This window comes from Aeromonas simiae, from assembly GCF_014892695.1.
GTDB classification, from domain to species: domain Bacteria; phylum Pseudomonadota; class Gammaproteobacteria; order Enterobacterales; family Aeromonadaceae; genus Aeromonas; species Aeromonas simiae.
The window spans coordinates 1,932,184-1,956,068 of the sequence record NZ_CP040449.1 but is presented as its reverse complement, the minus strand read 5'-3'; the positions used below and the strand labels follow the sequence as shown (position 1 = coordinate 1,956,068).

Below are 23,885 nucleotides of genomic sequence, written 5' to 3'. Positions count from 1 at the left end.
TCAGGTGACCGTGCTCAAGGCGCAGGGCTTTCAGGAGATTGAAGAGGGCTGGGAGCTGGGGTTAAGCAGCAAGGTGCTGTTTGCCAACGAATCCAGCCAGCTCAATGCTCAGAGCAGAGCCAGCGTGCTGCAATTGGGCAAGACGCTCAAGGCGGCCAAGATCGATTGGGCCCGGCTCGACGGCCACACCGACTCCTACGGTGATGCGCAATATAACCAGCAGCTCTCTTTGCGCCGTGCCCAGTCGGTGGCCGACGTGCTGGAAGAGTCGGGCATGCCGCGCGCCAACTTGCAGGTGCGTGGGCTGGGGGCCGATTTTCCGGTCGAGAGCAACGCTAGCCGGGCCAGCCGCAGCCAGAATCGACGGGTGGCCATCGTCATCACCGATTGAGCAGACCGCATGCAATAAAAAAAGAGCGCCATGGGGCGCTCTTTTACTTTCTGCGGGGATCAGGCCTGCGGCTTGCCGAGGTGGCCGCGCAGGCGAATGTTGATCATCTCCACCGTCAGCGAGAAGGCCATGGCGAAGTAGATGTAACCCTTCGGAATGTGCAGATCCAGCCCTTCTGCCATCAAGGCAAACCCGACCAGCACCAGGAAGGAGAGGGCCAGCATCTTGAGGGTTGGGTGCAGATCGACGAAGTCGCCGATCGGTTTGGCGGCGAACATCATGATGCCGACCGCGATGACGATGGCCATCACCATCACCGGTACGTGGTCGGCCATGCCGACTGCGGTGATCACCGAGTCGAGGCTGAAGACGATATCGAGGATGGCGATCTGGATCAGGGTCGAGACAAAGCCGGCGCCGGCCTTAGCCAGACCGCTTTCGCCCTCTTCGCCCCCTTCCATGCTCTGGTGGATCTCATGGGTACTCTTGGCGATGAGAAACAGGCCCCCCACCAGCAAGATGAGGTCACGCCCGGAGATCTCTTCACCGAGCACGGTGAACAGCGGCTCGGTCAGGCGCATGACCCAGGCCAGCGAGAGCAGCAGCAGGATCCGGGTGCCCATCGCCAGCCCCAGCCCGATGACACGGGCCCGTTGGCGCTGCGCGGCGGGCAGACGGCCGACCAGGATGGAGATGAAGATGATGTTGTCGATACCGAGCACGATTTCGAGCAGGGTCAGGGTCGCCAGGGCTATCCAGGCGGAGGGATCGAGGATCCATTCAAACATGTTGCATACCTTGCAGAGGAGAAACGGCGGCGATTCTAGCGCTGCCGCTTCCCTTGTTCCACTGCTATCAAGGGGTACAATGCCTCTCTCGTCATGAAGGGAGTCTGACATGTTTCGTCTGGGGCTAATTATCAATCCGATCGCCGGCATGGGGGGCGCGGTGGCGCTCAAGGGCACCGACGCCATGGCCGAGCGCGCCCGCCAGCTTGGGGCTGTGCCACTGGCCGGCGAACGGGCCCGCGCCGCGCTAGGTGAACTCGTCGGGTTGCCGCTGCAACTGGTGACGGTGGCCGGTGAGATGGGAGAGCGCCTGGCGCGCGAGCTGGGCTTTGCCTGTGAGGTGATCTGGCGGCCGGCCTGTGCCGAGACGTCGGCCGAGGATACCCGTGCGGCGGCGCAGGCCATGTGCGCGGCAGGGGTTGATCTGCTGCTGTTTGCCGGTGGTGACGGCACGGCGCGCGATCTGTGCGCCGCCGTGGGGGCTGGCGTGCATGTGCTTGGTATCCCGGCCGGTTGCAAGATCCACTCCGGCGTCTATGCCGTGACGCCCCAGGCGGCGGGGCGGCTGGTCGCCCGTATGGTTCGCGGTGAGCTGCTCTCCCTGTGCGAAGGCGAGGTGATGGACATCGACGAGGTGGCCTTTCGGGCCGGCCGGGTGCGAACCCGCCATTATGGCGAGCTGCTGGTGCCTCAGGATCTGCGCTTTGTGCAGGCGGTCAAATTGGCCGGTCGCGAGCACGCGTCGTTGGTGCTGCCCGATATCGCGGCTGAGGTGGTCTCGCGCATGGAGCCCGATACCCTCTATCTGATGGGCTCGGGCAGCACGGTGGCCGCCTGCATGGATGAACTGGGTCTCGAAAACACACTGCTCGGTGTGGATCTGGTGGAAAACGGCCGGCTGATCGGGCAGGATCTGCGCGCCGACGAGATCCTTGAACGGATCGCTGGGCGGCCTTGCCGGTTGGTCATCACGCCGATCGGCGGTCAGGGCCATCTGTTTGGACGGGGTAATCAGCAGCTCAGCCCGGCGGTGATCCGCCACATCGGGCCTGAGCAGATCATGGTGGTGGCCACCAAGGCCAAGCTGGCCGCCCTCGGGGGGCGAGCGCTGCTGGTGGATACCGGGGATGAGGCGCTCGACCTTGCCCTTGAGGGGTATAGGCGCATCATCACCGGTTGGCGGGATCAGGTCATCTACCCGGTGGCCAACCCGCGCTAAACCGTCTGGGCAAGGAATCATCATTTTACGTAAGCGCCGGCGAACCCGGCCTGTGAGGCTGCATCATGTCGATTCAAAGTACGTTGTCGATCCAGGAATACGAGCAAAAGCTACTGGCACTGATCGATCACCAGGTCGCTAGCGCAAGCGATGACGAGCTGTTTGCCGGGGGCTACCTGCGTGGCCATATCTCTCTGGCGGTGGCTCGGGCCGAGCTGGAGGGGCGCAATTTGGTGCGCGATGTCAAAAATTATGTGATGCGAAGCCTCAACGAGGCGATCTTGCAAGGGGAGCTCTCCGATGAGGATCAGGCATTGGTGCTGGCCATGTGGCAACAGTTGCAGCAGCAAGCCGAGGCGTGAGTCACATTTCAAACTCAGGAGCGAGTTTGAGCTTTTCCGATAATTAACAAATCGTTAATAATTTGGGTGCCAACTGTGTAAGGGACTAGACCATGGCCACCCATTCCAAGATTGCCCACCGATTGCCGCTCGAGATGCTCTATCACTGGGAGCGGCACTCTCCTGAACGTATCTACCTGCGCCAGACACTCCAGCGCCAATATGACGATTACAGCTGGTTTCGCGTCGCCGACGAGACGCGGCGCATGGTGGCGGCTCTGCGCGCGCTCGGCATGCAGTCAGGGGATCGCATCGCCCTGCTTTCCAAAAACTGTGCTCAGTGGTTTATCGCCGATCTGGCGTTGCAGATGGGGGGGTATGTCAGCGTGCCTATCTACCCCACTGCCAACAGTGACACCATCGAATACGTGCTGCGTCACAGCGAAGCCAAGGCCATCTTTGTCGGCAAACTCGACGACTGGCAGGCCCAGGCGCACGGCGTGCCCGAGGATCTGCTGCGCATCGCCTTTCCCTATCCGACCATGCCGGCGGCGCAGCAGTGGAACGAGCTGCTCGCGGCGCACGAGCCCATCAAGGAGAGTCCGCTGCAAGAGCCCGACGCACTGCTGAGCCTGGTCTACACCTCGGGCAGCACCGGCAAGCCCAAGGGGGCCATGCTGAGTGTCGAGCGCTATGCCTGGTCCTGCGAGAAGCTGGTCGAGGCGGTGGGGCTCACTGCCGCCGATCGCGGTTTCTCTTACCTGCCGCTCGCCCACATTACCGAGCGGGTCTACGTCTACGGCGGCAGCCTTTACAGCGGGGCGACCATCGCCTTCCCCGAGTCCCTCGACACCTTCATCGAGGATGTTAAACGCTGCCGTCCCACCGTTTTCATCTCGGTACCGCGTCTGTGGGCCATGTTTCGCAGCAAGATCCACGAGAAGCTGCCGCCGCACAAACTGGCGCTGCTGCTGAAAATTCCGCTGCTCTCCAGCCTTATCAAGCGCAAGTTGCGCGAGGGGCTGGGGCTTGACAAGGCGCGGGTGCTTGGCTGTGGCTCGGCACCGGTAGCCCCGGCCCTGTTGCAGTGGTACCACAGCATCGGTCTTGACATCACCGAGGCGTGGGGGATGACCGAAAACCATGCCTACTCGACCCTCAACTACCCGTTTCGCGCCGATAAGATAGGCACGGTGGGGCGGGCCGGCCCCGGCGTCACCATCCGCATCTCAGAGGAGGGGGAGATCCTCTGTCGCTGCGAGGGGATGATGCTCGGCTACTACAAGGATGAGCAAAGCAGCAGGGCCGCTCTGGATGATGATGGCTGGCTGCATACGGGGGACATGGGCAAGCTCGACAGCGAGGGGTATCTCACCATCACGGGGCGGATGAAGGATCTCTTCAAGACCGCCAAGGGCAAGTACGTGGCGCCGGTGCCCATCGAGGGGATGCTGGGTCAGGAGCCGCTCATCGAGCAGCTGTGCGTGATCGGCTATGGCATGCCGCAGCCCCTGGCGCTGGTGCAACTGACCGCCCAGGCCTATCAGGAGGAGCGGGCCGTGCTTGAGCGCATCCTGGATGCGGCCAGACAGAAGGTCAACGACCGCCTTGAGCCGCACGCCAAGCTGCGCGGCTTGTTTGTGGTCAAAGAGCCGTGGAACATCGAAAACGGTGTGCTCACCCCCACCATGAAGATCCGCCGCCACTTGCTTGAGCAGCGCTATGCCGAGTTGGGTCATCACTGGCCAGCGGATCGCAACGTGGTCTGGGAGCGTTGAAGGCGCGTAGGAAGAGAAACAGCCCCGCAGTGCGGGGCTGTTGCATATTGGTGCCCGGCGGAGCCGGGCGCTCGACCTCTTGGCGGGTCTGCCAGTGAGGCGCGAAAGGGGCATCACACCACAGGAGGCAGGCAGGGGGAGGCGAGTGCGTGTGGGACATTGTGGTGGTCATTGCGCCTGTGGTTGGTGGTTTATGAGGTACATGTCGTGGGGCTTTTATCGGCTGACTGCATTGATGTTTCTTGTTGGTTTTTTATTTTGTTTTTTGTGTTGCTTGGTGGTTAAATTGGGTAAAAAATCTGTAAATCATGCCGTATACTGCTCGCAGAGACCATGATATTGGCATTGTCTGGTGTATATCACCAAGATGTTGCTGATGATTGGTGGGGTATGCCAGTAATGGTGGCGAAAGTGGAAACGACAGGAGTGTCGAGTGAGAGCAGAGATCAGCATGGAAGCACTGCACCACAATCTGGCGGTGCTGCGCGAGCGGGCCGGGGAGAGCCGGGTGATGGCGGTGCTCAAGGCCAATGCCTATGGTCACGGCATGGTGGCACTGGCCAAGGCCTTGGCGCAGGCGGATGCCTATGGGGTGGCTCGTATTGAGGAGGGGATGGCGCTGCGGGCCGCGGGGGTGACCAAGCCAATCCTGATCTTGGGCGGTTTTCAGGGGAGTGAGGCGCTGGCGACGCTGGCTAGGCTGGATTTGCAGACCTCACTGCACTGCGAAGAGCAGTTGGTGGCGCTGGAGCAGGCGTCGCTGGCCCGTCCTGTCACGGTCTGGCTCAAGCTGGACACGGGAATGAACCGGCTCGGGATCGGAGAGGCGCAGTTGGCGGATATGATGGCGCGCCTCTCCTGTTGCCCGAATGTGGCCCAGCCGGTGCACCAGATGACCCACTTTGGCCGCGCCGACGAGCTTGACTGCGACACCACGGCCGAGCAGATCACCCGCTTCTATGCCATGACCCGTGATCTGCCGGGAGACAAGGCGCTGGCCAATTCGGCCGGCCTGCTGGCTTGGCCCGATGCCCGCGGTGACTGGGTTCGCCCCGGACTGGCTCTCTACGGCATCTCCCCCTTTGCCGGTGAGCGTGGCACCGATCGTGGGTTACGCCCCGTGATGACCCTCAAGAGCCGACTGATGGCGGTGCGCGAGTGCCCGGCCGGGGCGCCGGTCGGTTATGGGGGGCGCTGGATTGCCCCGCGCGCGACCCGGCTCGGGGTGGTGGCGGCTGGCTATGGGGACGGTTATCCCAGGCTGGCCCCGGAGGGGACGCCGCTGCTGATCAATGGCCGCGAGGTGCCGATCGTCGGGCGGGTGTCGATGGACATGCTAACGGTCGATCTCGGCCCGGATGCCAGCGATAGGGTGGGGGATGAGGTGGTGCTATGGGGGGAGGGGTTGCCGGTGGAGCGGGTGGCCGAGTACGTTGGCACCATTCCCTATGAGCTGGTGACGCGCCTGACCGGGCGGGTGGCGCTTTACCCCATTTAAGATAGTGATCTGCCGTAAACCAAGGGCGCCTGAGGGCGCCCTTGGTATGTTCACTCGCTCGGCTTGGGGGCAAACAGGGCGAAAACCTCGGCGCCGGTGAGCTGCTTGGGCACGTCGGCAAAGCGGTAGTAGGCCGGTTTTTCGTCGATGAAAATGTCGCTGGCGAGGTGAAGGGGGGCGTCCTGGAACAGGCCAGCCGGTAGCTCATACTCACCGCTTTGTACCAACCGATAGAAAAGGTGGCTGCCGCAATGGGGGCAAAAACCCCGCTCGGCCCACTGGGATGAGCGATAGACGCTCGGAGTGGCGCCAGTAAAGTGCACGTCACTGCCGCCGTGCAGCGCCAGCAATGGGCCGCCGCCCCAGCGACGGCACATGCTGCAATGGCAGGCGCCCACCTCGGTTTGATCCGGCGCTGTCACCGTGATGGCGCCGCACAGACAGGTTCCTTGCATGATGCTCTCCTCGTCTCGGGTGAAGGGGGAGTATAGCCACGAAGTGGTGAGGAAAAACCGCAAGGCGATCGCACAAATAAAGACGCCTCCCGAAGGAGGCGTCGCGGCAGCGGGCTCGGCTAGAACCAGAAACTGATGATAAACGAGCCCGCTAGGGTGAGCATGACGTTGGCCACCGCATAGGTGCCGGCGTAGCCGAGCGCCGGGATCGAGCTGTTGGCCGCCTCGTTGACCACGTCCATGGCCGGGGCGCAGGTGCGGGCCCCTGTGATGGCGCCGAGCAGCAGTGCCGGGTTCATCTTCAGCACCCAGACCCCGAACAGGTAGCCCACCAGCACCGGGATGGCAGTGACGATGAAACCGGAGAAGAGCACGATGCCCCCCACCTCGCTTAAGTGGGTGAGGATGCCGCTGCCGGCCTTGAGACCGGTGCTGACCATGAAGACGGCCAGACCCAGATCCTTGGCCAGGCGCAGCGCACCGGGGGGCACGTAGCCCACGGTCGGGTGGTTGGCGCGCAGATAGCCCATCAGGATGCCGGCCACCAGCAGGCCGACCGCGTTGCCAAGGCCGAACTCAATCTGGCCGAACACCAGCGAAACCGAGCCAATCAGCAGCCCCATCACGAAGAAGGTGGCGAAGGCGACCAGATCCGTGGTTTGGCTGTGGATGCTGATAAAACCGATCTTGCTGGCCAGTTGTTTGACCCGCAGCTTCTCGCCGCTTATCTGAAGCACGTCGCCCTTTTGCAACATGATGTTGCGATCAAAGGGCATCTCAATCTGGGAGCGGACGATGCGGTTGAGAAAGCACCCCTTCTCGGTCAGGTTGAGCTCGGCCAGGTGGCGCCCGACGATGGCGTCGTTCTTGACCACTATCTCTTCGGTGACGATTTGCAGGTCGAGCAGATCCCGGTCGAACACCTCTTTGCCGTTGCGGTAGTTGAGATCGAGCTTCTCGTGGCTCTCCGGGTAGCCCACCAGAGCAATCTCATCCCCCTCCTGAATGATGGCGTCCCCATCGGGGCTGGCCAGAATGCCGTTGCGGCGCAGCCGCTCCACATAGCAGCCGGTGTGCGGATAGATGCCGGTCTCGCGCAGGGTGCGCCCGCCAATCCAGGCCGCCAGCTCGGGGCCAACCCGGTAGGCGCGGATGATAGGCAGATAGGTCTTGCGGTGCTCGGTGTCGGAGAGGCCGCGCTCGCGGGCTATCTTCTGCGCCTCAGTGGTGAGATCGAGGCGGGCCATCGCCGGCAGATAACGCACCACCACCATCAAGCCCACCAGCCCCACCAGATAGGTCAGGGCATAGCCGATGCCCATGTTGTCGAGCACTCCTTGCATGTCGGTCTGGTGCGGCAGGTTGAGCAGGCCGCTGCGCAGGGCATCTTGGGCACCGACCAGGGCCGGGGTCGAGGTGAGTGAGCCGGCCAAGATCCCGGCGGCCATGCCGGGGCCGAGATCGAAGAACTTGGCCAATCCCACCGTCAGCAGCAGGGCCGAGAGCAAGATCACCAAGGTCAGGGTGATGTAGTGGATGCCGTCACGCAGGAAGACGCTGAAAAAGTGCGGCCCTGCTTCGATACCGACACAGAAGATGAACAGCATGAAGCCGACATTTTCGGTCGAGGTGGTGAACTGAAACCCCATCTGGCCGAACAGCAAGGCGGTGAAGAGCACCCCTATGGTGTTGCCAATCTGGAAGTTGCCGAGGCGAACCTTGCCAAGTAGCAGGCCGAAGGCCAGCACCACAAACAGCAGCAGGGAGTCGCTTTGATGAAGCAGGGTCACAAAATCAATCGTCATTGCCCGGACTAACCGAGAAGTTACAAGGGGCCGCTAGTATGCCCTGTTCATTGTGAACAAAGAAGGGTGCGGCAGCGCCTTACGCCAAAAAGCGGCGAGCTGGTAGCACTATCAGCGGCCGGTGAAGGGGATCGGCCGGCAGCGCTCCGAAAGGAGGGCAAGGCGCAGTGATTGTGCCGCGTGACTAACGGGCCGAACGCTGGGGTCATGATGGGGCCGTGCACCGGATGAACGTGCTGAACCACGCCGCCACTTGGTCTCGAGATAGCACCCCATATGGCACCCAATGCGCCGCGAGCAACGGGGCTGCTCAGCGCTCGGGCAGGGCCTGCGCCATCTCAACGGGGCGCGGGGCGCCGTTTTTTTCTGCGGCCTGCGCCGAGCCCCGTGCATTTCGATGGCCGATCGCTAGAATGGCGGCGATCTTCTTCACCGGATGCCCTTTGTGCTCAGCGAACGCTTCTCACGTCTCGATGCCCTGCTCACCGCCACCACCCACTGGTGGCAGATCCAGCCCTATCATCACACCGCCTTGGCAGACGCTATCGCAGATCCGGCCCTGGCCCAGGCGCTGACCGGCTTGAACGATGCACAGGTACAGGCGCTGGAGGCCGATGGTGAGGCGCGTCAGCGCTGGCTCGCACCTTGGATCCCGCCGGCGCGCGAGCTGCATGCCCTGTCACAGTTAGCGCCACTTGATGGTGTGCCCGTGCAGGCCAGCGCCTTCCTGGCCCGGGATATTCCTGGGCGAAAATGGGCGCAGATCCTCGCCTTCAGTGCCGCCCTGCCGGCGCACGCCGGCCCCTGGCTGGAGTGGTGCGCCGGCAAGGGGCATCTGGGGCGGCTGGTGGCCCTGACCCGGGGCGCGGCGGTGACCAGCCTAGAGTGGCAATCGGCCCTGTGCGAGGAGGGGCGAACGCTGGCCCTGCGTGACGGCGCCTGCCAGCACTTTGTGCACGGGGATGCCTTTAGCCCCGAGGCCATGGCGCTGATCGAGGCAGATCAGCACGCCCTGGCCCTGCATGCCTGCGGCGATCTGCACACCACCTTGATTGAGCGGGTAGTGGCCGGGCAGGCGCGGGGGGTGACCCTCTCGCCTTGCTGCTATCACTTGATCCGCGGCGATCACTACCAGCCGCTGAGCCGGGCGGGGCAGCAGAGCACCCTGCGCCTTGGCAAGGGGGAGTTGCGTCTGCCGCTACAGGAGACGGTCACCGCCGGCGCCCGGGTGAGCCGCCTGCGCGAGCAGGAGGTGGTGTGGCGCCTCGCCTTTGACAGTTTGCAGCGCGCCGTGCGCGGCGTGGATCGCTATCTGGCGGTGCCCAATGTGCAAAAAAGCCTGCTCGGGGAGGGGTTTACCGCCTTTTGCCGCTGGGCGGCCGAGCGCCGTGATCTGACGCTGCCTGAGGTGATTGACGAGGGGTATTGGCTTGCCAAAGGGCGCGAGCGAGCCGCATGGGTTCGGCGCCTTGAGCTGGTGCAGAGCCTGTTTCGCCGTCCGCTGGAGCTGTGGCTGGTGCTGGATCGGGCGCTGCGCCTCGAAGAGGCGGGCTATGTGGTTGAGGTCGGGGAGTTTTGCGCGCGCCCCTTAACGCCGCGCAACATTCTGATCCGCGCCGTGCGTGGCTAACCGCCGCTGCGGCGCCGCTCCTGCTGCATATACTTGGGGCGGACATCAGGATGAGGAGTACCGCCATGGACCGCTATGTACTGCATGCCGACGAGCTGGCTCGGCTTGAGGGGATCCGCAAGACCCACTTTCTCAACAGCGAGGCGCGCCGGGTCAACAAGTCGCTTGGGGATCTGACTGGGCTCACCACATTGGGGGTACACCTCATCGAGGTGCCTCCCGGCTGCCTGAGCTCGGAGTTTCACCTGCACCACATGGAGGATGAGGCGGTGTACATCCTCGAGGGGGAGGCGCAGGCGCGCATCGGGGAGGAGACGGTGCATGTGTCGGCGGGGGATTTCATCGGCTATCGCGCCGGTGGGCTTGGCCACAACCTGCGCAATTGCGGGGAGGGGGTGCTGCGCTGCCTGGTGATGGGGGCACGCCTGGGAAGCGACGTGTGCGACTACCCGGATAAGCAGCAGCGTTTGTTTCGCCACAGCGCTCTGCCGTGGAATTTGGTCAACATGGCCGACATCGACGAGCCGGTGGCGGGTCGCAAGATCTAGCCCGATTTTTCCTCCCGCGATAAAGTGGCGCACGTCCATCCTCGGAGTGCGCCCCATGCCCATCCCCCTTCATCGTTATGTCGCTGCCCTGCACGGTCGCAGCACTTTGCCCTTTGTCATCACCCAGCGTCACGCGCAGCGCACAGAGGAGGCGGGAATTGAGACCTTCTCTGAGCAGGTGGATTACCGCTTCGAGGACGGCGTGGTGCTGCGCTACGAGCTGGAGCTGGACGACGAGGGGGCCGCGCAGGAGGGCGTCTGCGGCGAGTGCTGGATCCGCTACGCGGTGGTCGACACGCCGCAGGGGGTGAGCGTTACACCGGCCAGCAAGGTGTTTAGCAATCTCTGCCAGGCTGGCTTTTGGCTGCGCATGATGCAGGAGTGAATCACTCCTCGATGTCGAGCAGCACCAGCAGGGCGCTGTCGCCGCCCCATTCGCGGGGGGCCTGGTGAAAGGCACGGACTCTGGGGTGCTGGGCCAGCCAGGCGGGAACCCGCTCCTTGAGGATGTGCTTGCCGATGCCGTGCATCACGCAGGCCACGTGCAGGTGTTGCCGCTCGCAGGCTGACAGCAGGGCGGCGAGCTCGGCTTTGGCCTGCAACTGGCTGAGGCCATGCACGTCGAGCAGGATCTCGGGCGGGTAGTCGCCGCGGCGCAGCTTTTTCAGCTCGAACTTGGAGACATCCGCCCGCACATAGCGCATCGGCCCCTCGCTGTCGAGATGGGGGTGAAACTCATCGCTGAAATGGTGCTCAAGCCCAAGGTTTTCGCGCTCAAGACGCAGCTGGCGTTTCTGCTTGACCGGTCTGAACTCGGCACTTATGGTATCTTGCCTGATTTGACGGGTACCCTTGACCGCTTCGCGAAACAGCTGGCGTTCTTCGTCAGTCACATGGGGCGTCTTTTTCATCGGGGGCTCGTCTTTAGGCTCTTGGGTTGGAAAATCTGGGCCGGATATTACTCGACTTGGAGGTGGTTTTGGACAAGATATTTATCGACGAGGTGGTTGCCGAGATGCACACCATCCAGGACATGTTGCGCTGGGCCATGAGCCGCTTCAATGATGCCGGCATCTTTTATGGTCACGGTACCGACAACGCCTGGGATGAGGCCGTGCAACTGGTGCTGCCTGCCCTGCACCTGCCGCCGGACGTCGATCCCGAGATCCGCTACGCCAGGCTGACCCCGAGTGAGCGCCACAAGGTGGCCGAGCTCATCATCCGCCGGGTACAGGAGCGCGTTCCCGCGCCCTATCTCACCAACAAGGCGTGGTACGCCGGGTGGGAGTTCTATGTGGACGAACGGGTGCTCATTCCGCGCTCGCCGATCGCCGAGCTGATCGCCCAGCGCTTCGCCCCCTTCCTCAAGCACGAGCCGACCCGGATCATGGACTTGTGCACCGGCTCGGGCTGCATCGCCATCGTCATGGCTCACGAGTTCCCGCACGCCGAGGTGGACGCCATCGACATCAGTGTTGATGCCCTCAATGTGGCCGAGCGCAACATCGCCGATCACGGCCTCGAGCAGCAGGTGATCCCCATCCGCTCCGATCTGTTTCGCGATCTGCCGGCCGGGGATCAGTACGATCTCATCGTCTCCAACCCCCCCTATGTGGACGCCGAGGACATGTCGGACTTGCCCGACGAGTTCCGCCACGAGCCGGAGCTGGCGCTGGCCTCGGGCTCTGATGGCCTGAAACTCACCAAGCGGATGCTGGCTCATGCTGCCGACTTCCTCAAAGAGGAGGGGGTGCTGGTGGTCGAGGTGGGCAACAGCATGGTGCACCTGGAGGCCGAGTTCCCCGAGATCCCCTTCACCTGGATTGAGTTTGAGAACGGTGGCCACGGCGTCTTCGTCATGACCCGCGACGAGCTGGTCAAGTATCAGGATTATTTCGCCATCTACAAGAATTAAGAGCAGGAGCACTCATGGCAGGGAACAGTTTTGGCCAACTCTTTCGCGTGACCACTTTCGGCGAGAGCCACGGCCTGGCGCTCGGCGCCGTGGTCGATGGCTGCCCGCCGGGGCTTGAGCTATGCGAAGCGGATTTGCAGCGCGATCTCGACCGGCGCAAGCCCGGTACCTCGCGCTACACCACCCAGCGCCGCGAGCCGGACGAGGTGAAGATCCTCTCCGGGGTGTTCGAGGGGAAAACCACCGGCACCTCGATCGGCCTGCTGATTGAGAACACCGATCAGCGCTCCAAGGACTACTCCGACATCAAGGATTTGTTCCGTCCGGGGCACGCCGATTACACCTATCACCAGAAGTACGGCCTGCGCGACTATCGCGGCGGCGGTCGCTCCTCGGCCCGCGAGACCGCGATGCGGGTCGCAGCCGGCGCCATCGCCAAGCAGTACCTTCGGAAGGTGCACGGCATCGAGATCGTGGGGTTTCTCTCCCAGCTCGGCCCGATCAAGGCCGAGGCGTTCGATGCCGAGCAAATTGAGCAAAACCCCTTCTTCTTCCCGGATGCGGGCAAGCTGGAGGCGCTCGATGAGTTCATGCGGGCGCTGAAAAAAGAGGGGGACAGCATCGGCGCCAAGGTGCAGGTGGTGGCCCGCAACGTGCCGGTGGGGCTCGGCGAGCCGGTGTTTGACCGCCTCGATGCGGACATCGCCCACGCCATGATGGGGATCAACGCGGTCAAGGGGGTCGAGATCGGTGACGGCTTTGCCGTGGTCGAGCAGAAGGGCTCCCAGCACCGTGATGAGATGAACCCGGAGGGCTTTGCCAGCAACCACGCCGGTGGCATCTTGGGCGGGATCTCGTCCGGGCAGGATATTGTGGTGAGCATGGCGCTCAAGCCCACCTCCAGCATCACGGTGCCGGGCAAGACCATTACCACCCATGGTGAGGCGACCGAGATGATCACCCGTGGTCGTCATGATCCGTGTGTCGGCATCCGCGCCGTGCCCATCGCCGAGGCGATGCTGGCGCTGGTGCTGATGGATCACCTGCTGCGCCACCGGGCTCAGAACCTGGGCGTGCATACCGATACGCCGCAACTGCGTTAAGAGACAACAGACGGGCCTGCGGGCCCGTCTGCGATCTCACTCACATTTTTCTCGTCTAACGACCACAAAGCCGTTACACTGCGCGCACCCGCTTGCCCCGTCCGCTCTGCATCCCCGGTGGCAACCCGATATTCCCCTGATCCGGCCGGTCGAGCCTAGCAGAGTAGCCGCACCGTCGCCGCGTCATCATTCCATCAAGGAACTTCATGCAATTTGAATCACTGGGCCTGAGTGCCCCGCTGCTGCGTGCCGTGGCCGAGCAAGGCTATACCACTCCGTCCCCGATCCAGCAGAAGGCCATCCCGGTCGTGCTCGAAGGGCGCGATCTGATGGCAGCCGCTCAGACCGGTACCGGCAAGACCGCCGGCTTTACCCTGCCGATGTTGCAGCGTCTGACCGAGAGCCAGCGCCGCGTCTCCCCGAACCAGGTACGCGCCCTGGTGCTGGCCCCGACCCGCGAGCTGGCCGCCCAGGTGGGCGAGAGCGTTCGCGAGTATGGCAAGCACCTGCCGGTTCGCAGCCACGTGGTGTTCGGCGGGGTCAGCATCAACCCGCAGATGATGGCCATGCGCCGTGGTCTGGACGTGCTGGTGGCCTGCCCGGGCCGCCTGCTCGATCTCTATAACCAGAAGGCGGTGCGTTTCGACGAGCTGGAGATCCTGGTGCTCGACGAAGCGGATCGCATGCTCGACATGGGCTTTATCCGCGACATCCGCAAGATCTTGGCCCTGCTGCCGAAAAAGCGTCAGAACCTGCTGTTCTCCGCCACCTTCGCCGACGAGATCCGCGAGCTGGCCACCGGCTTGCTCAACGATCCGGCCGTGGTCGAGGTCGCTCCGCGCAACAGCACCGCCGAGCGCATCGAGCAGTTGGTGCATCCGGTCGACAAGGCCAACAAGATCCCGCTGCTGACCCATCTGGTGAAGAGCAACGACTGGCAGCAGGTATTGGTCTTTACCCGTACCAAGCACATTGCCAACCGGGTGGCCGAGAAGCTGGAAAAAGAGGGCGTCACCGCCGCCGCCATTCACGGCAACAAGAGTCAAGGGGCCCGTACCCGCGCCCTGGCCGGTTTTAAGGATGGCTCTTTGCGCGTGCTGGTGGCGACCGACATCGCCGCCCGCGGTCTCGACATCGATAAGCTGCCGCAGGTGGTCAACTTCGAGCTGCCGAACGTGGCCGAGGACTATGTGCACCGTATCGGTCGTACCGGTCGTGCCGGCTCTGCCGGTCACGCCATCTCACTGGTGAGCGCCGATGAAGGCAAGCTCATCAAGGGGATCGAGCGCCTCATCAAGCAGACCATCGACAAGCAGCCGGTTGCCGGCTTTGAGCCCTCCCGTGAGACCCAAGAGGCCATCGCCAAGGGGATTGGCCAGCCGCCGCGCAAGGAGCCCCGTGAGCCGGGCGAGCAGCGCCAGGCACCGCGTCGCCCGCAGGCCCCCCGTGGTGAAGGTCAGCCGCGCCGTGAAGGGGCAGGCGCCCCGCGTGGCAACAATGGGGGTAACCGCCAGGGCAAACCGGCAGGTCAGCGCAGCGGCCAGGGGGCTGCCGGTGGGCGGCACAAGCCTGCCACGCGCAGCGGCAATCGCTGAGTTTCATTTCTGTGCAGCAAAAGGCCACCTTCGGGTGGCCTTTTTCATGGAAAGCGCTGAGGGGGCAGTGATTTCCTCTGTCGAGGAGGGTTCAGATGGACGGAGCCACCCGATCCAGCGGCAGGCAAGCCGCCCTTTATTTTCTGCTGTAGGCGATGTTTAGGTAGCGTTTTCACAGAAAAAAAAACTGGTCGTGCAGGGGAGAAGGGAGAGAGGAGAGGGCGTGTTTCCCCGGTGGCGCACCGAACTGGCGGAACGTGGGCGTCTGTGCTCTGGGTCACGCTTTGCTGGACTCAGCAGAAAATCGTTTTTGAGATCTCCATCGACGATTTTTGGGGGGAAGAGACGGTAACCCAAGTGGGGCTTGGGCTGGCGCTAGTTACCCACAGATTCTGTGGATAACCCTGTTTATTAAAATTGAAGAAATGGCTGTAGGCCGCATGAACACTGGCTTTGAGGCGCTGTAGAAAAAATAGCGCATGAAAAAACTTACATTTAAAAACAATGAGTTAAGTTTGACAGAACAAAATGCTGAAGGGCCGGATCTTAGATAAGATCGGCCAGGGGATAAGAAGATCCCGGATGTGTATTACTTTGCGGATTTGTGGTGCAGGCTGTGGAGAAGTTGCACCTGGATGGTGAGTTCTGTTGGCTCCCCCGACTGGACTCGAACCAGTGACATACGGATTAACAGTCCGCCGTTCTACCGACTGAACTACGGGGGAATGACCGGCAGGGAGGCAGATATTACAGAAAGGGGGTGGGCAGGTCAAGGTCGTTTGGGCGAAGAGGGAGGGCACCGCTTGGCGTAGGCAGAAAAAGAGGGACGCGTTACACTATTGCGCTTCGTCATCGCAGTCCGGAGATCCCATGAGCAAGACCTTCTCCCTCTCCAGCCAGTTTCAGCCCTCCGGTGATCAGCCTGGGGCCATCGCACGCCTTATCGACGGCATCGAGAGCGGGTTGGCGCATCAGACCCTGCTCGGGGTGACCGGCTCGGGCAAAACCTTCACCATGGCCAATGTGATCGCCCATCTCGGGCGCCCCACCATGATCCTGGCCCCCAACAAGACCCTGGCGGCGCAGCTCTACGGGGAGATGAAAGAGTTCTTCCCGGACAACGCGGTGGAGTATTTCGTCTCTTATTACGACTACTACCAGCCTGAGGCCTATGTGCCTTCGACCGATACCTTCATCGAGAAGGACGCCAGCATCAACGATCACATCGAGCAGATGCGCCTGTCGGCCACCAAGGCGCTGCTGGAGCGGCGCGACGTGGTGATCGTCGCCTCGGTGTCGGCCATCTATGGCCTGGGCGATCCCCAGGCCTACTTGCAGATGATGCTGCATCTGCGGGTGGGGGACAGCATCAACCAGCGCGACATGCTGCGCCGGCTGGCCGAGCTGCAATACACCCGCAATGAGATGGCCTTTGCCCGCGGCACCTTCCGGGTGCGCGGCGAGGTGATCGACATTTTTCCGGCCGAATCGGACAAGCAGGCAGTGCGCGTCGAGCTGTTTGACGACGAGATTGAGCGCATTAGCCTGTTTGATCCCCTCACCGGCGCCGTCGAGCAGACGGTGGCACGCTGGACCGTCTACCCCAAGACCCACTACGCCACCCCGCGCGAGACCATCCTTGGGGCCATCGACAAGATCAAGGAGGAGCTGCGCGAGCGCAAGGCCACGTTGCTTTCGATGAACAAGCTGCTCGAGGAGCAGCGCATCAGCCAGCGCACCCAGTTCGACATCGAGATGATGCAGGAGCTCGGCTACTGCTCGGGCATCGAGAACTACAGCCGTTACCTGTCGGGAAGGGCGCCTGGCGAGCCGCCGCCGACCCTGTTTGACTACCTGCCGGGGGATGGCCTGCTCATCATCGACGAGTCCCACGTGACCGTGCCGCAGATCGGGGCCATGTATAAGGGCGACCGCTCGCGCAAGGAGACCCTGGTCGAGTACGGCTTTCGGCTCCCCTCGGCGCTGGACAACCGTCCGCTCAAGTTCGACGAGTTCGAGGCCCTGATGCCGCAAACCGTGTTCGTCTCGGCAACCCCCGGCCCCTACGAGCTTGGCAAGTCGGGCGGCGACGTGGTGCAGCAGGTGGTGCGCCCGACCGGCCTGCTCGATCCTGAGCTTGAGGTGCGTCCGGTCACGACCCAGGTGGACGATCTGCTCTCAGAGATCCGCCAGCGGGTGGCGGTGGATGAGCGGGTGCTGGTCACTACATTGACCAAGAAGATGGCCGAGGACTTGACCGAGTACCTGGCTGATCACGGCGTTAAGGTGCGCTATCTGCACTCGGACATCGACACGGTGGAGCGGGTCGAGATCATCCGCGATCTGCGTCTGGGCAAGTTTGACGTGGTGGTGGGGATCAACCTGCTGCGCGAGGGGCTCGACATGCCGGAGGTCTCCCTGGTGGCGATCCTCGATGCCGATAAGGAGGGATTCCTGCGCTCCACCCGATCCCTGATCCAGACCATAGGCCGGGCGGCGCGTAACGTGAACGGCAAGGTGATCCTCTATGGCGACCGCATCACCGAGTCGATGCGGGTGGCCATCGAGGAGACCGAGCGGCGCCGCGCCTTGCAGCATGAGCACAACCTCAAGCACGGCATCGTGCCCAAGGGGCTCAACAAGAAGATTGTCGACATGATGGACACAGGTGGCGAAAGTGGCGACCGTGCCCATCGGCGCAAGGAGGCCGAACCCAAGGCGCGCCACGAGCGGCGCAGTGCCGCCGAGATCGCCCGCGAGATCAAGCGCCTCGAGGATCAGATGTTCGAGCACGCCAGAAACCTCGAGTTCGAGCAAGCCGCCGCCCTGCGCGATCAGGTGGCGCAGCTGCGCAGCGAGCTGCTGGAGTAGTGACAAAAAAGGCCCTGTGAGGGCCTTTTTTGTGGGAGCAGAGGAAGGGGGGGTTAAAGCCACCCTTTTCGTTTGAAGAAGAAGTAGGTGCCAAAGGCCGAGAGCATCATCAGCCCGAGGGACATGGGGTAGCCGTAATCCCAGGCCAGCTCCTCCATGTGGGCGAAGTTCATACCGTAGATACTGGCAATCAGGGTAGGGGGCAGAAACACCACGGCGGCCACCGAGAAGATCTTGATCACCTTGTTCTGCTCCAGGTTGGTCACCCCCATGGCGGCCTCGAGCTGGAAGTTGATCTTGTCGAAGATGAACTGGGTATGGGGCAGCAGGGACTCCACGTCGTGCAGCATCTCGTCGATCCACTTGGCCTGCTCGTTACTCATGCGCTGGCGCAGGCTGCGCTTTAAAAAGCGCAAGGCGCGGCGGGTATCGTGCAAAGAGAGTCGGATCTGGCCGTTGGTCTCTTCCTGGGCGATCAGCTCTTTGAGCATGGGGGTCAGCTGGTTGGCGTCGAACACCTGATCGGCGGTGCCTTCCAGGGTCTTGTAGCCATCCTCGATGAGATCGGAGAGATACTCGACCTTGAGGTTTTGCACCTCCAGCAACACGTCGAAGGCATCTTCCACCTCGAGCCTATCTTGGCGCATGTAGTGACGCAGCAGGCGAACCAGCCCGATATCCTCTTCCCGGATACTGATCAGCAGATTGCTGCGCAGGGTAAAGGAGACGTGCACCCCTTTGGTGTCACGGCCGATACGCTGGGGAAAGAGGGAGTGGATATGCAGACCATCGGTGTCCCAATAGAAGCGGGCCGACGCCTCGATGTCGTCGAGCTCCTCTTTATCCGGCACCTCTTCGAGGAACAGACCCGTCAACCACTCCCGCTCCTCGTCGTCGGGCTTGTAGACGTCCAGCCAGATGGTGTTGTCAGGCAGGACATCGTCCGGACCCAGGGTGTGGATGTCCAGCACCTGATTGTTGAGGATGTAGGCGGTAATCATCTGTTTCCCCCCTTGTTGCAGTTGGGTTGGCAGGGATGGTCACTCAGGTTTATGCGGCGCCCGAAGGGACGACAGAGGAATGCAACCGACGCATAGGCCGAAAGAAAGAAAACCTGACTGCGGCGAACTATACAGGGGCAGGTCGCCGTTGTCAGGGTTATTCAGTGAATATTCAATGGGTTTGCTCAAAAAAAGAGCGGGTAAAGATCACAGGCCGGGGTAGTTGGGGCCCGAGCCTCCTTGGGGGGGTGTCCAGCAGATATTCTGGCTGGGATCCTTGATGTCACAGGTTTTGCAATGAATGCAGTTGGCGGCATTGATCTGAAAATGCGGCTCCCCCTCGCGATCGAGGATCTCAAACACCCCGGCCGGGCAGTAGCGCTGGGCCGGCTCGGCCCAGTTGGCCAGATTGACCCGGATGGGGATGGAGGCGTCCTGCAACTTGAGGTGGCAAGGTTGATCCTCCTCGTGATGGAGGTTGGCGAGGTAGACCGAAGAGAGGCGATCGAAGCTGAGTTTGCCATCCGGTTGCGGGTAGCTGATGGGGGTGGCCCGGCTCTGATGGCGCAAGGTGCGGTAGTCAGGCTCGGGATCGCGCAGACGCAGGGGAAGACCACGGGGGAAGAGGCGTTGCTCCAGCCAGTTGAAGGCGCCCCCGAGCCAGGGGCCGAAGCGGTGCAGCGCCGCCCCGAAGTGGCGGGCCCGGTGCAGACTCTCGCCTAGCCAACTGGCGCGTAGCGCATGCTCGTAATGGGCGAGATCCGCCGGGCCGCCCGCATGCGCTGCCCGTGCACGGATCACCGCCTCGGCCGCCAGCAGCCCCGATTTCATGGCGGTGTGAATGCCCTTGATGCGCGAGAAGTCGAGGGTGCCGGCGTCGCAGCCCAGCAGCAGGCACCCCGGTGCGTGCAGGCGCGGCAATGAGTACCAGCCCCCTTTGGCGATGGCGCGAGCGCCGTAGGCGATGCGCTCGCCCCCCTCTAGGGTGCGGCGCAGCAGCGGGTGGTGTTTGAGGCGCTGGAACTCATCGAACGGGCTGAGCCAAGGGTTTTGGTAGTTGAGATCGACGATAAGACCGACGGCCACCCGATCTTCCCCCAGATGGTAGAGATAGAAGCCGCCATGGCAGCCCTTGCCGAGGGGCCAGCCGCTGCCGTGCAGCACACGGCCCGCTTCAGCGCGGCCGGGGGGCAGTTGCCAGATCTCCTTAAATCCAATGGCGTAGTGCTGGGGCTGGCGCCCGGCATCGAGCCCGAACTGTTCGATGAGCTGCTTGCCAAGATGACCGCGGGCCCCTTCGGCCAGCAGGGTGTAGCGGCCATACAGCGCCATGCCGGGGACGTGATCGGCCCGTGGCACCCCTTGCTTGTTAAGGCCGAGATCGCCGGTGATGATCCCTTTGATATGCCCTTCTTCAATGATCAGCTCGCTGGCGGCAAAGCCGGGGTAGATCTCGACCCCGAGCGCCTCGGCCTCCTTGGCCAGCCAGCGGCAGAGCTGGCCCAGGCTGATGATATGACTCTCTGGGTTATGCATGGAGGGAGGGACGGCCCAGCCGGGCAGGCGCACGGCGCGTTGCCCATCGATGAGCAGATGGACCTCATCACGGGTCACCGGCGTGCCTAGCGGCGCCTCTTGCCAGCGCTCGGGAAAGAGTTCGCGCAGGGCGATTGCATCAAACAGGGCGCCGGAGATAAGGTGGGCGCCAATCTCGGCCCCCTTCTCCAGCAGACAGACGGAAAGATCGGGGGCCTGCTGTTTGAGGGCAATCGCGGCCGTCAGCCCGGCGGGGCCAGCCCCCACGATTATCACGTCGAATTCCATTGCTTCGCGTTCCATCTTGCCCCCGCATCCGATTTGTCATAGGTTGTTGCTGAAGTTTACGTAAACGTAAACATATATTCGAACCCTGGCAACCGCAGCGCCCTCTCAGGCTCTGTTGCTGCCACCACTCAACCAAGGAGTGATCATGAAACTGCTGGTCGCCATCAAGCGGGTCATCGATTACAACGTCAAGGTCCGCGTGCGTCCCGACGGCACGGATGTGGATCTTGCCAATGTCAAGATGGGGATCAACCCCTTTTGTGAGATCGCGGTGGAAGAGGCGGTGCGCCTGCGTGAGCGCGGGGAGGCCAGCGAGCTGGTGGTGGTCACCTTCGGCCCCGAGGCAGCGGCCGAGCCGTTGCGCCACGCCCTGGCGCTGGGCGCCGATCGGGCACTGCATTATCAGAGCGATCAGCGTCTTGAGCCGCTCACCGTGGCGCGAGCCCTGGCTGAGGTATGCCGGCAAGAGCAGCCGGATCTGGTGCTGCTTGGCAAGCAGTCCATCGACAGCGATAACGGCCAGGTGCCGGCGCTGCTCGGCACCCTGCTGGAGTGGCCTGTTGCGCAGTGTGCGTCACGTCTTCAGGTCGACGGTGACGAGCTGCACGTGGCCTGTGAGGTTGACGGTGGGATTGAGACGGTAGCGCTGGGCTTGCCGGCCGTGGTGAGCGTGGATCTGCGTCTCAACGAGCCGCGCTTTGCCTCGCTGCCCAACATCATGAAAGCCAAGCGCAAGCCCCTCGAGACGCATGAGTTTGAGGCGCTCGGGGTGGTGGCGCCGGGTCAGATCACCCTACTCGGGGTGATGGCGCCCCCGACGCGCCACAGTGGTGTTCGGGTCGGCTCGGTGGATGAGCTGGTGAGCAAACTCAAAGATGAAGCCAAGGTGATTTCATGAAGGTGCTGATCATTGCCGAGCAGTACGCCGGTCATCTGGCCGGTCACGTGACGCGTCTGGTGGGGGCGACCGCCACCTTGAGTGAGGGGTGTGATCTGCTGCTGCTGGGGGAGGGGGCCGAGCAGGCCGCCGCCGAGGCCGCCGAGCTGGCCGGTGTGACGAGTGTCAAGGTGGCCACGGGGCTGAGCCAGAGTGGGCAGTTGGGCGCCGACCAGGTTTTGCTGCCGCTGCTGGCTGACTACCAGGTCTGCCTGATGGCCGCCGATAGCCTGGGGCGCGATCTGTTGCCTCGTCTAGCGGCCCGTCTTGGGGTGGAGCCACTGAGCGATGTGGTGGCCATTGAAGATGCGCAGACTTTTGTTCGCCCCATCTATGCAGGGAATGCGCTGGCGCGCGTGCGCCTGAGTGCCCCGCAGCGGCTGTTGACGCTGCGTAGTACCGCCTTTGATCCGGTGGGGAGGCAGCCGGCGGCGCCCATCGAGAGGCTGGCGCTGCATGATATGCCCGGGCGCGCCCGCGTGCTGGCTTACCATGCCCAGTGCTCGGCACGCCCCGAGCTGACGACGGCCAGGGTAGTGGTGGCCGGGGGACGCGCACTCGGCTCGCGCGAGCAGTTCGCCCTGATTGAAGCGCTGGCCGACAAACTCGGCGCCGCCGTGGGCGCCTCGCGGGCCGCAGTGGATGCCGGCTTTGTGGGTAACGAGCTGCAAGTGGGGCAGACGGGTAAGGTGGTGGCTCCTGAGCTCTACATCGCCGTCGGTATCTCCGGTGCCATCCAGCATCTGGCTGGGATGAAGGGGTCGCGGGTGATTGTGGCGATCAACAAGGACCCGGAGGCGCCCATCTTCCAAATTGCCGATTATGGCCTGGTGGGGGATCTTTTCACCCTGTTGCCCGAGTTGATCGAAAAGATCTAGCGGGGCCGCCGATGCCACTCACGGTGGGCCGATAGCGTGAGTGAGCGTACGGGGTGGCAGGTCAGGGGTGGTCTGCTTCATTTCGGTGCAAAAATGCGAGGTCGCTCGCAAAAAGCCTTTGCTCACTAAGGCGGTTCGGTGTAAAAGCATCTTTCTCAACGGATCACGCCATGGAACTGTCATGAACCAAAAAATCTACAATTTCTGCGCTGGCCCGGCCATGCTGCCGGTGCCGGTGATGGAACGCGCCCAGCGCGAATTCTGTAACTTCCAGGGACTGGGTGCCTCGGTGATGGAGCTTTCTCACCGCGGCAAAGAGTTCATGGCGGTGGCCGCCAAGGCCGAGCAGGATCTGCGCGATCTGCTGGCGATCCCCGACAACTACAAGGTGCTCTTCATGCACGGCGGCGGCCGCGGCCAGTTCTCTGCGGTGCCGCTGAACCTGCTCGGTGGCGACAATCAGAAGGCTGACTATCTGCTGACCGGTGTCTGGTCGCAGGGGGCCCTCAAGGAAGGGGTCAAGTTCGGCGACATGCAAGGGCATGCCGGCAGCGTCAAGGGCGAGGACGGCATCACCCGTCTGCTGCCGACGCCGGCCTTCCGCGCCGATGCGGCCTATGTGCACTACTGCCCGAATGAAACCATCGAGGGGGTCGAGATGTTCGATATCCCCGAGACCGGCGACATTCCGCTGGTGGCGGATCTCTCCTCGACCATCCTCTCTCGCCCCATCGATGTGAGCCGCTTTGGCATCATCTATGCCGGTGCCCAGAAGAATATCGGCCCCTCTGGGCTGGCGATCGCCATCGTGCGCGACGATCTGCTGGACAAGGCGCGCGCCGATGTCCCCGCCGTGCTCGACTATCGCCTCACCGCCGAGCATGACTCCATGTTCAACACCCCGCCCACCTACGCCTGGTATCTGGCCGGACTGGTGTTCGAGTGGCTCAAGGAGATCGGCGGTCTGGCCGAGATGGAAGCCCGCAACAAGGCCAAGGCCGCGCTGCTGTACGACTACATCGACAACTCCAGCTTCTACTCCAACAGCGTGGACTCGGCCTGCCGCTCGCGCATGAACGTGCCGTTCCAGCTCAAAAACCCCGAGCTCGATGCCCGTTTCCTGGCTGAGTCCAAAGAGGCCGGTCTGCTGGCGCTCAAGGGGCACAAGCTGGTGGGGGGCATGCGTGCCAGCCTCTACAACGCCATGCCCATCGAGGGTGTCCAGGCGCTGATCGCGTTTATGGAGCGATTCGCCAACACCCACGGCTGATGCTCCCGGGTGACAGCGAAGCGGCGCCTGGGTTCCCC

22 protein-coding genes and 1 tRNA gene are annotated in these 23,885 nt (G+C 62.9%); 15 read left to right on the top strand and 8 right to left on the bottom strand.

The window, feature by feature from the left end; genetic code table 11:
- Positions 1-10 precede the first annotated feature (10 nt).
- Complete coding sequence (locus FE240_RS09255; protein WP_193004609.1) at positions 11-391, top strand: OmpA family protein; 381 nt, start codon at positions 11-13, stop codon at positions 389-391.
- Positions 392-450: 59 nt separating this feature from the next.
- Here the strand turns inward: FE240_RS09255 and FE240_RS09250 are convergent, their stop codons facing one another.
- Positions 451-1,179 (bottom strand): TerC family protein, encoded by a 729-nt coding sequence (locus tag FE240_RS09250; RefSeq protein ID WP_193004322.1) that lies wholly within the window; start codon positions 1,177-1,179, stop codon positions 451-453.
- A 109-nt stretch (positions 1,180-1,288) separates the two neighbouring features.
- Here FE240_RS09250 and FE240_RS09245 point away from each other — a divergent pair, with 109 nt between their 5' ends.
- The 4 genes from FE240_RS09245 to alr all read left to right on the top strand — a co-directional run bounded on the left by FE240_RS09245 (position 1,289) and on the right by alr (position 6,015).
- On the top strand, positions 1,289-2,398 hold the full coding sequence (locus FE240_RS09245) for an ATP-NAD kinase family protein (RefSeq protein ID WP_193004320.1): 1,110 nt from the start codon (positions 1,289-1,291) through the stop codon (positions 2,396-2,398).
- Positions 2,399-2,481: 83 nt separating this feature from the next.
- Positions 2,482-2,760 (top strand): YfcL family protein, encoded by a 279-nt coding sequence (locus FE240_RS09240; RefSeq protein WP_042046527.1) that lies wholly within the window; start codon positions 2,482-2,484, stop codon positions 2,758-2,760.
- A gap of 92 nt (positions 2,761-2,852) precedes the next feature.
- A complete protein-coding gene (locus FE240_RS09235) occupies positions 2,853-4,517 on the top strand; it encodes an AMP-binding protein (protein ID WP_193004318.1) in 1,665 nt (554 codons plus the stop codon).
- Between the two features lie 451 nt (positions 4,518-4,968).
- Positions 4,969-6,015 carry an alanine racemase gene (alr, locus tag FE240_RS09230; protein WP_193004510.1) on the top strand — a complete coding sequence of 349 codons (1,047 nt, stop codon included), beginning with the start codon at positions 4,969-4,971 and terminating at the stop codon, positions 6,013-6,015.
- 50 nt (positions 6,016-6,065) lie between these two features.
- Here the strand turns inward: alr and FE240_RS09225 are convergent, their stop codons facing one another.
- The 3 genes from FE240_RS09225 to FE240_RS19005 form a co-directional block, all read right to left on the bottom strand.
- Entirely contained in the window at positions 6,066-6,470 is a 405-nt protein-coding gene (locus FE240_RS09225) for a GFA family protein (RefSeq protein ID WP_193004316.1), read from the bottom strand.
- A 119-nt stretch (positions 6,471-6,589) separates the two neighbouring features.
- Complete coding sequence (locus tag FE240_RS09220; RefSeq protein ID WP_193004314.1) at positions 6,590-8,275, bottom strand: aspartate:alanine antiporter; 1,686 nt, start codon at positions 8,273-8,275, stop codon at positions 6,590-6,592.
- A gap of 310 nt (positions 8,276-8,585) precedes the next feature.
- On the bottom strand, positions 8,586-8,708 hold the full coding sequence (locus tag FE240_RS19005) for a hypothetical protein (protein ID WP_264293190.1): 123 nt from the start codon (positions 8,706-8,708) through the stop codon (positions 8,586-8,588).
- A 3-nt stretch (positions 8,709-8,711) separates the two neighbouring features.
- Between FE240_RS19005 and FE240_RS09215 the strand changes: the two genes are divergently transcribed.
- From FE240_RS09215 to FE240_RS09205, 3 genes are all read left to right on the top strand, one after another.
- The gene (locus FE240_RS09215) at positions 8,712-9,905 is read left to right on the top strand and encodes a methyltransferase (protein ID WP_193004312.1); all 1,194 of its coding nucleotides are present in this window, start codon (positions 8,712-8,714) and stop codon (positions 9,903-9,905) included.
- 65 nt (positions 9,906-9,970) lie between these two features.
- The gene (locus FE240_RS09210; RefSeq protein ID WP_193004311.1) at positions 9,971-10,453 is read left to right on the top strand and encodes a cupin domain-containing protein; all 483 of its coding nucleotides are present in this window, start codon (positions 9,971-9,973) and stop codon (positions 10,451-10,453) included.
- Between the two features lie 55 nt (positions 10,454-10,508).
- Positions 10,509-10,838, top strand: coding sequence for a hypothetical protein (locus FE240_RS09205; protein ID WP_193004309.1), 330 nt, complete (start codon positions 10,509-10,511; stop codon positions 10,836-10,838).
- 1 nt (position 10,839) lies between these two features.
- On the opposite strand, the gene smrB is transcribed toward FE240_RS09205, so the two are convergent.
- On the bottom strand, positions 10,840-11,364 hold the full coding sequence (smrB, locus tag FE240_RS09200; protein WP_042046517.1) for an endonuclease SmrB: 525 nt from the start codon (positions 11,362-11,364) through the stop codon (positions 10,840-10,842).
- Positions 11,365-11,432: 68 nt separating this feature from the next.
- Between smrB and prmB the strand changes: the two genes are divergently transcribed.
- The 3 genes from prmB (at position 11,433) to FE240_RS09185 (ending at position 15,066) form a co-directional block, all read left to right on the top strand.
- Positions 11,433-12,368, top strand: a complete 936-nt coding sequence (gene prmB, locus FE240_RS09195; protein ID WP_193004307.1) for a 50S ribosomal protein L3 N(5)-glutamine methyltransferase — start codon at positions 11,433-11,435, stop codon at positions 12,366-12,368.
- Positions 12,369-12,382: 14 nt separating this feature from the next.
- Positions 12,383-13,471 (top strand): chorismate synthase, encoded by a 1,089-nt coding sequence (gene aroC / locus FE240_RS09190; RefSeq protein WP_193004305.1) that lies wholly within the window; start codon positions 12,383-12,385, stop codon positions 13,469-13,471.
- A gap of 206 nt (positions 13,472-13,677) precedes the next feature.
- A complete protein-coding gene (locus tag FE240_RS09185) occupies positions 13,678-15,066 on the top strand; it encodes a DEAD/DEAH box helicase (RefSeq protein WP_042046511.1) in 1,389 nt (462 codons plus the stop codon).
- 649 nt (positions 15,067-15,715) lie between these two features.
- On the opposite strand, the gene FE240_RS09180 is transcribed toward FE240_RS09185, so the two are convergent.
- Positions 15,716-15,791 (bottom strand) — tRNA-Asn (locus FE240_RS09180).
- Between the two features lie 145 nt (positions 15,792-15,936).
- Here FE240_RS09180 and uvrB point away from each other — a divergent pair.
- Complete coding sequence (uvrB, locus tag FE240_RS09175) at positions 15,937-17,937, top strand: excinuclease ABC subunit UvrB (protein WP_193004303.1); 2,001 nt, start codon at positions 15,937-15,939, stop codon at positions 17,935-17,937.
- Positions 17,938-17,990: 53 nt separating this feature from the next.
- On the opposite strand, the gene corA is transcribed toward uvrB, so the two are convergent.
- Both corA and FE240_RS09165 read right to left on the bottom strand, forming a co-directional pair.
- Complete coding sequence (gene corA / locus FE240_RS09170) at positions 17,991-18,938, bottom strand: magnesium/cobalt transporter CorA (RefSeq protein ID WP_042045281.1); 948 nt, start codon at positions 18,936-18,938, stop codon at positions 17,991-17,993.
- Between the two features lie 207 nt (positions 18,939-19,145).
- Positions 19,146-20,777 carry an electron transfer flavoprotein-ubiquinone oxidoreductase gene (locus tag FE240_RS09165; RefSeq protein ID WP_193004301.1) on the bottom strand — a complete coding sequence of 544 codons (1,632 nt, stop codon included), beginning with the start codon at positions 20,775-20,777 and terminating at the stop codon, positions 19,146-19,148.
- Positions 20,778-20,907: 130 nt separating this feature from the next.
- On the opposite strand from FE240_RS09165, the gene FE240_RS09160 reads away from it, so the two are divergent.
- The 3 genes from FE240_RS09160 to serC all read left to right on the top strand — a co-directional run bounded on the left by FE240_RS09160 (position 20,908) and on the right by serC (position 23,847).
- Positions 20,908-21,660 carry an electron transfer flavoprotein subunit beta/FixA family protein gene (locus FE240_RS09160; RefSeq protein ID WP_193004299.1) on the top strand — a complete coding sequence of 251 codons (753 nt, stop codon included), beginning with the start codon at positions 20,908-20,910 and terminating at the stop codon, positions 21,658-21,660.
- Complete coding sequence (locus tag FE240_RS09155; protein WP_193004298.1) at positions 21,657-22,577, top strand: electron transfer flavoprotein subunit alpha/FixB family protein; 921 nt, start codon at positions 21,657-21,659, stop codon at positions 22,575-22,577. The genes FE240_RS09160 and FE240_RS09155 overlap by 4 nt, the downstream gene beginning before the upstream one ends.
- Before the next feature lie 181 nt (positions 22,578-22,758).
- Complete coding sequence (gene serC / locus FE240_RS09150; protein WP_042045277.1) at positions 22,759-23,847, top strand: 3-phosphoserine/phosphohydroxythreonine transaminase; 1,089 nt, start codon at positions 22,759-22,761, stop codon at positions 23,845-23,847.
- Positions 23,848-23,885 lie beyond the last annotated feature (38 nt).

Excerpts from the sequence above, each read along its gene's own strand:
- aroC (WP_193004305.1), top strand. The coding sequence starts at position 12,383 with ATGGCAGGGAACAGTTTTGGCCAACTCTTTCGCGTGACCACTTTCGGC.
- smrB (WP_042046517.1), bottom strand. The coding sequence starts at position 11,364 with ATGAAAAAGACGCCCCATGTGACTGACGAAGAACGCCAGCTGTTTCGC.
- FE240_RS09210 (WP_193004311.1), top strand. The coding sequence starts at position 9,971 with ATGGACCGCTATGTACTGCATGCCGACGAGCTGGCTCGGCTTGAGGGG.
- FE240_RS09205 (WP_193004309.1), top strand. The coding sequence starts at position 10,509 with ATGCCCATCCCCCTTCATCGTTATGTCGCTGCCCTGCACGGTCGCAGC.
- FE240_RS09250 (WP_193004322.1), bottom strand. The coding sequence starts at position 1,179 with ATGTTTGAATGGATCCTCGATCCCTCCGCCTGGATAGCCCTGGCGACC.
- FE240_RS09245 (WP_193004320.1), top strand. The coding sequence starts at position 1,289 with ATGTTTCGTCTGGGGCTAATTATCAATCCGATCGCCGGCATGGGGGGC.
- FE240_RS09165 (WP_193004301.1), bottom strand. The coding sequence starts at position 20,777 with ATGGAACGCGAAGCAATGGAATTCGACGTGATAATCGTGGGGGCTGGC.
- FE240_RS09235 (WP_193004318.1), top strand. The coding sequence starts at position 2,853 with ATGGCCACCCATTCCAAGATTGCCCACCGATTGCCGCTCGAGATGCTC.
- FE240_RS09185 (WP_042046511.1), top strand. The coding sequence starts at position 13,678 with ATGCAATTTGAATCACTGGGCCTGAGTGCCCCGCTGCTGCGTGCCGTG.
- FE240_RS09220 (WP_193004314.1), bottom strand. The coding sequence starts at position 8,275 with ATGACGATTGATTTTGTGACCCTGCTTCATCAAAGCGACTCCCTGCTG.
- FE240_RS09215 (WP_193004312.1), top strand. The coding sequence starts at position 8,712 with ATGCCCTTTGTGCTCAGCGAACGCTTCTCACGTCTCGATGCCCTGCTC.
- FE240_RS09160 (WP_193004299.1), top strand. The coding sequence starts at position 20,908 with ATGAAACTGCTGGTCGCCATCAAGCGGGTCATCGATTACAACGTCAAG.
- uvrB (WP_193004303.1), top strand. The coding sequence starts at position 15,937 with ATGAGCAAGACCTTCTCCCTCTCCAGCCAGTTTCAGCCCTCCGGTGAT.
- FE240_RS09225 (WP_193004316.1), bottom strand. The coding sequence starts at position 6,470 with ATGCAAGGAACCTGTCTGTGCGGCGCCATCACGGTGACAGCGCCGGAT.
- alr (WP_193004510.1), top strand. The coding sequence starts at position 4,969 with ATGGAAGCACTGCACCACAATCTGGCGGTGCTGCGCGAGCGGGCCGGG.
- serC (WP_042045277.1), top strand. The coding sequence starts at position 22,759 with ATGAACCAAAAAATCTACAATTTCTGCGCTGGCCCGGCCATGCTGCCG.
- corA (WP_042045281.1), bottom strand. The coding sequence starts at position 18,938 with ATGATTACCGCCTACATCCTCAACAATCAGGTGCTGGACATCCACACC.
- FE240_RS09155 (WP_193004298.1), top strand. The coding sequence starts at position 21,657 with ATGAAGGTGCTGATCATTGCCGAGCAGTACGCCGGTCATCTGGCCGGT.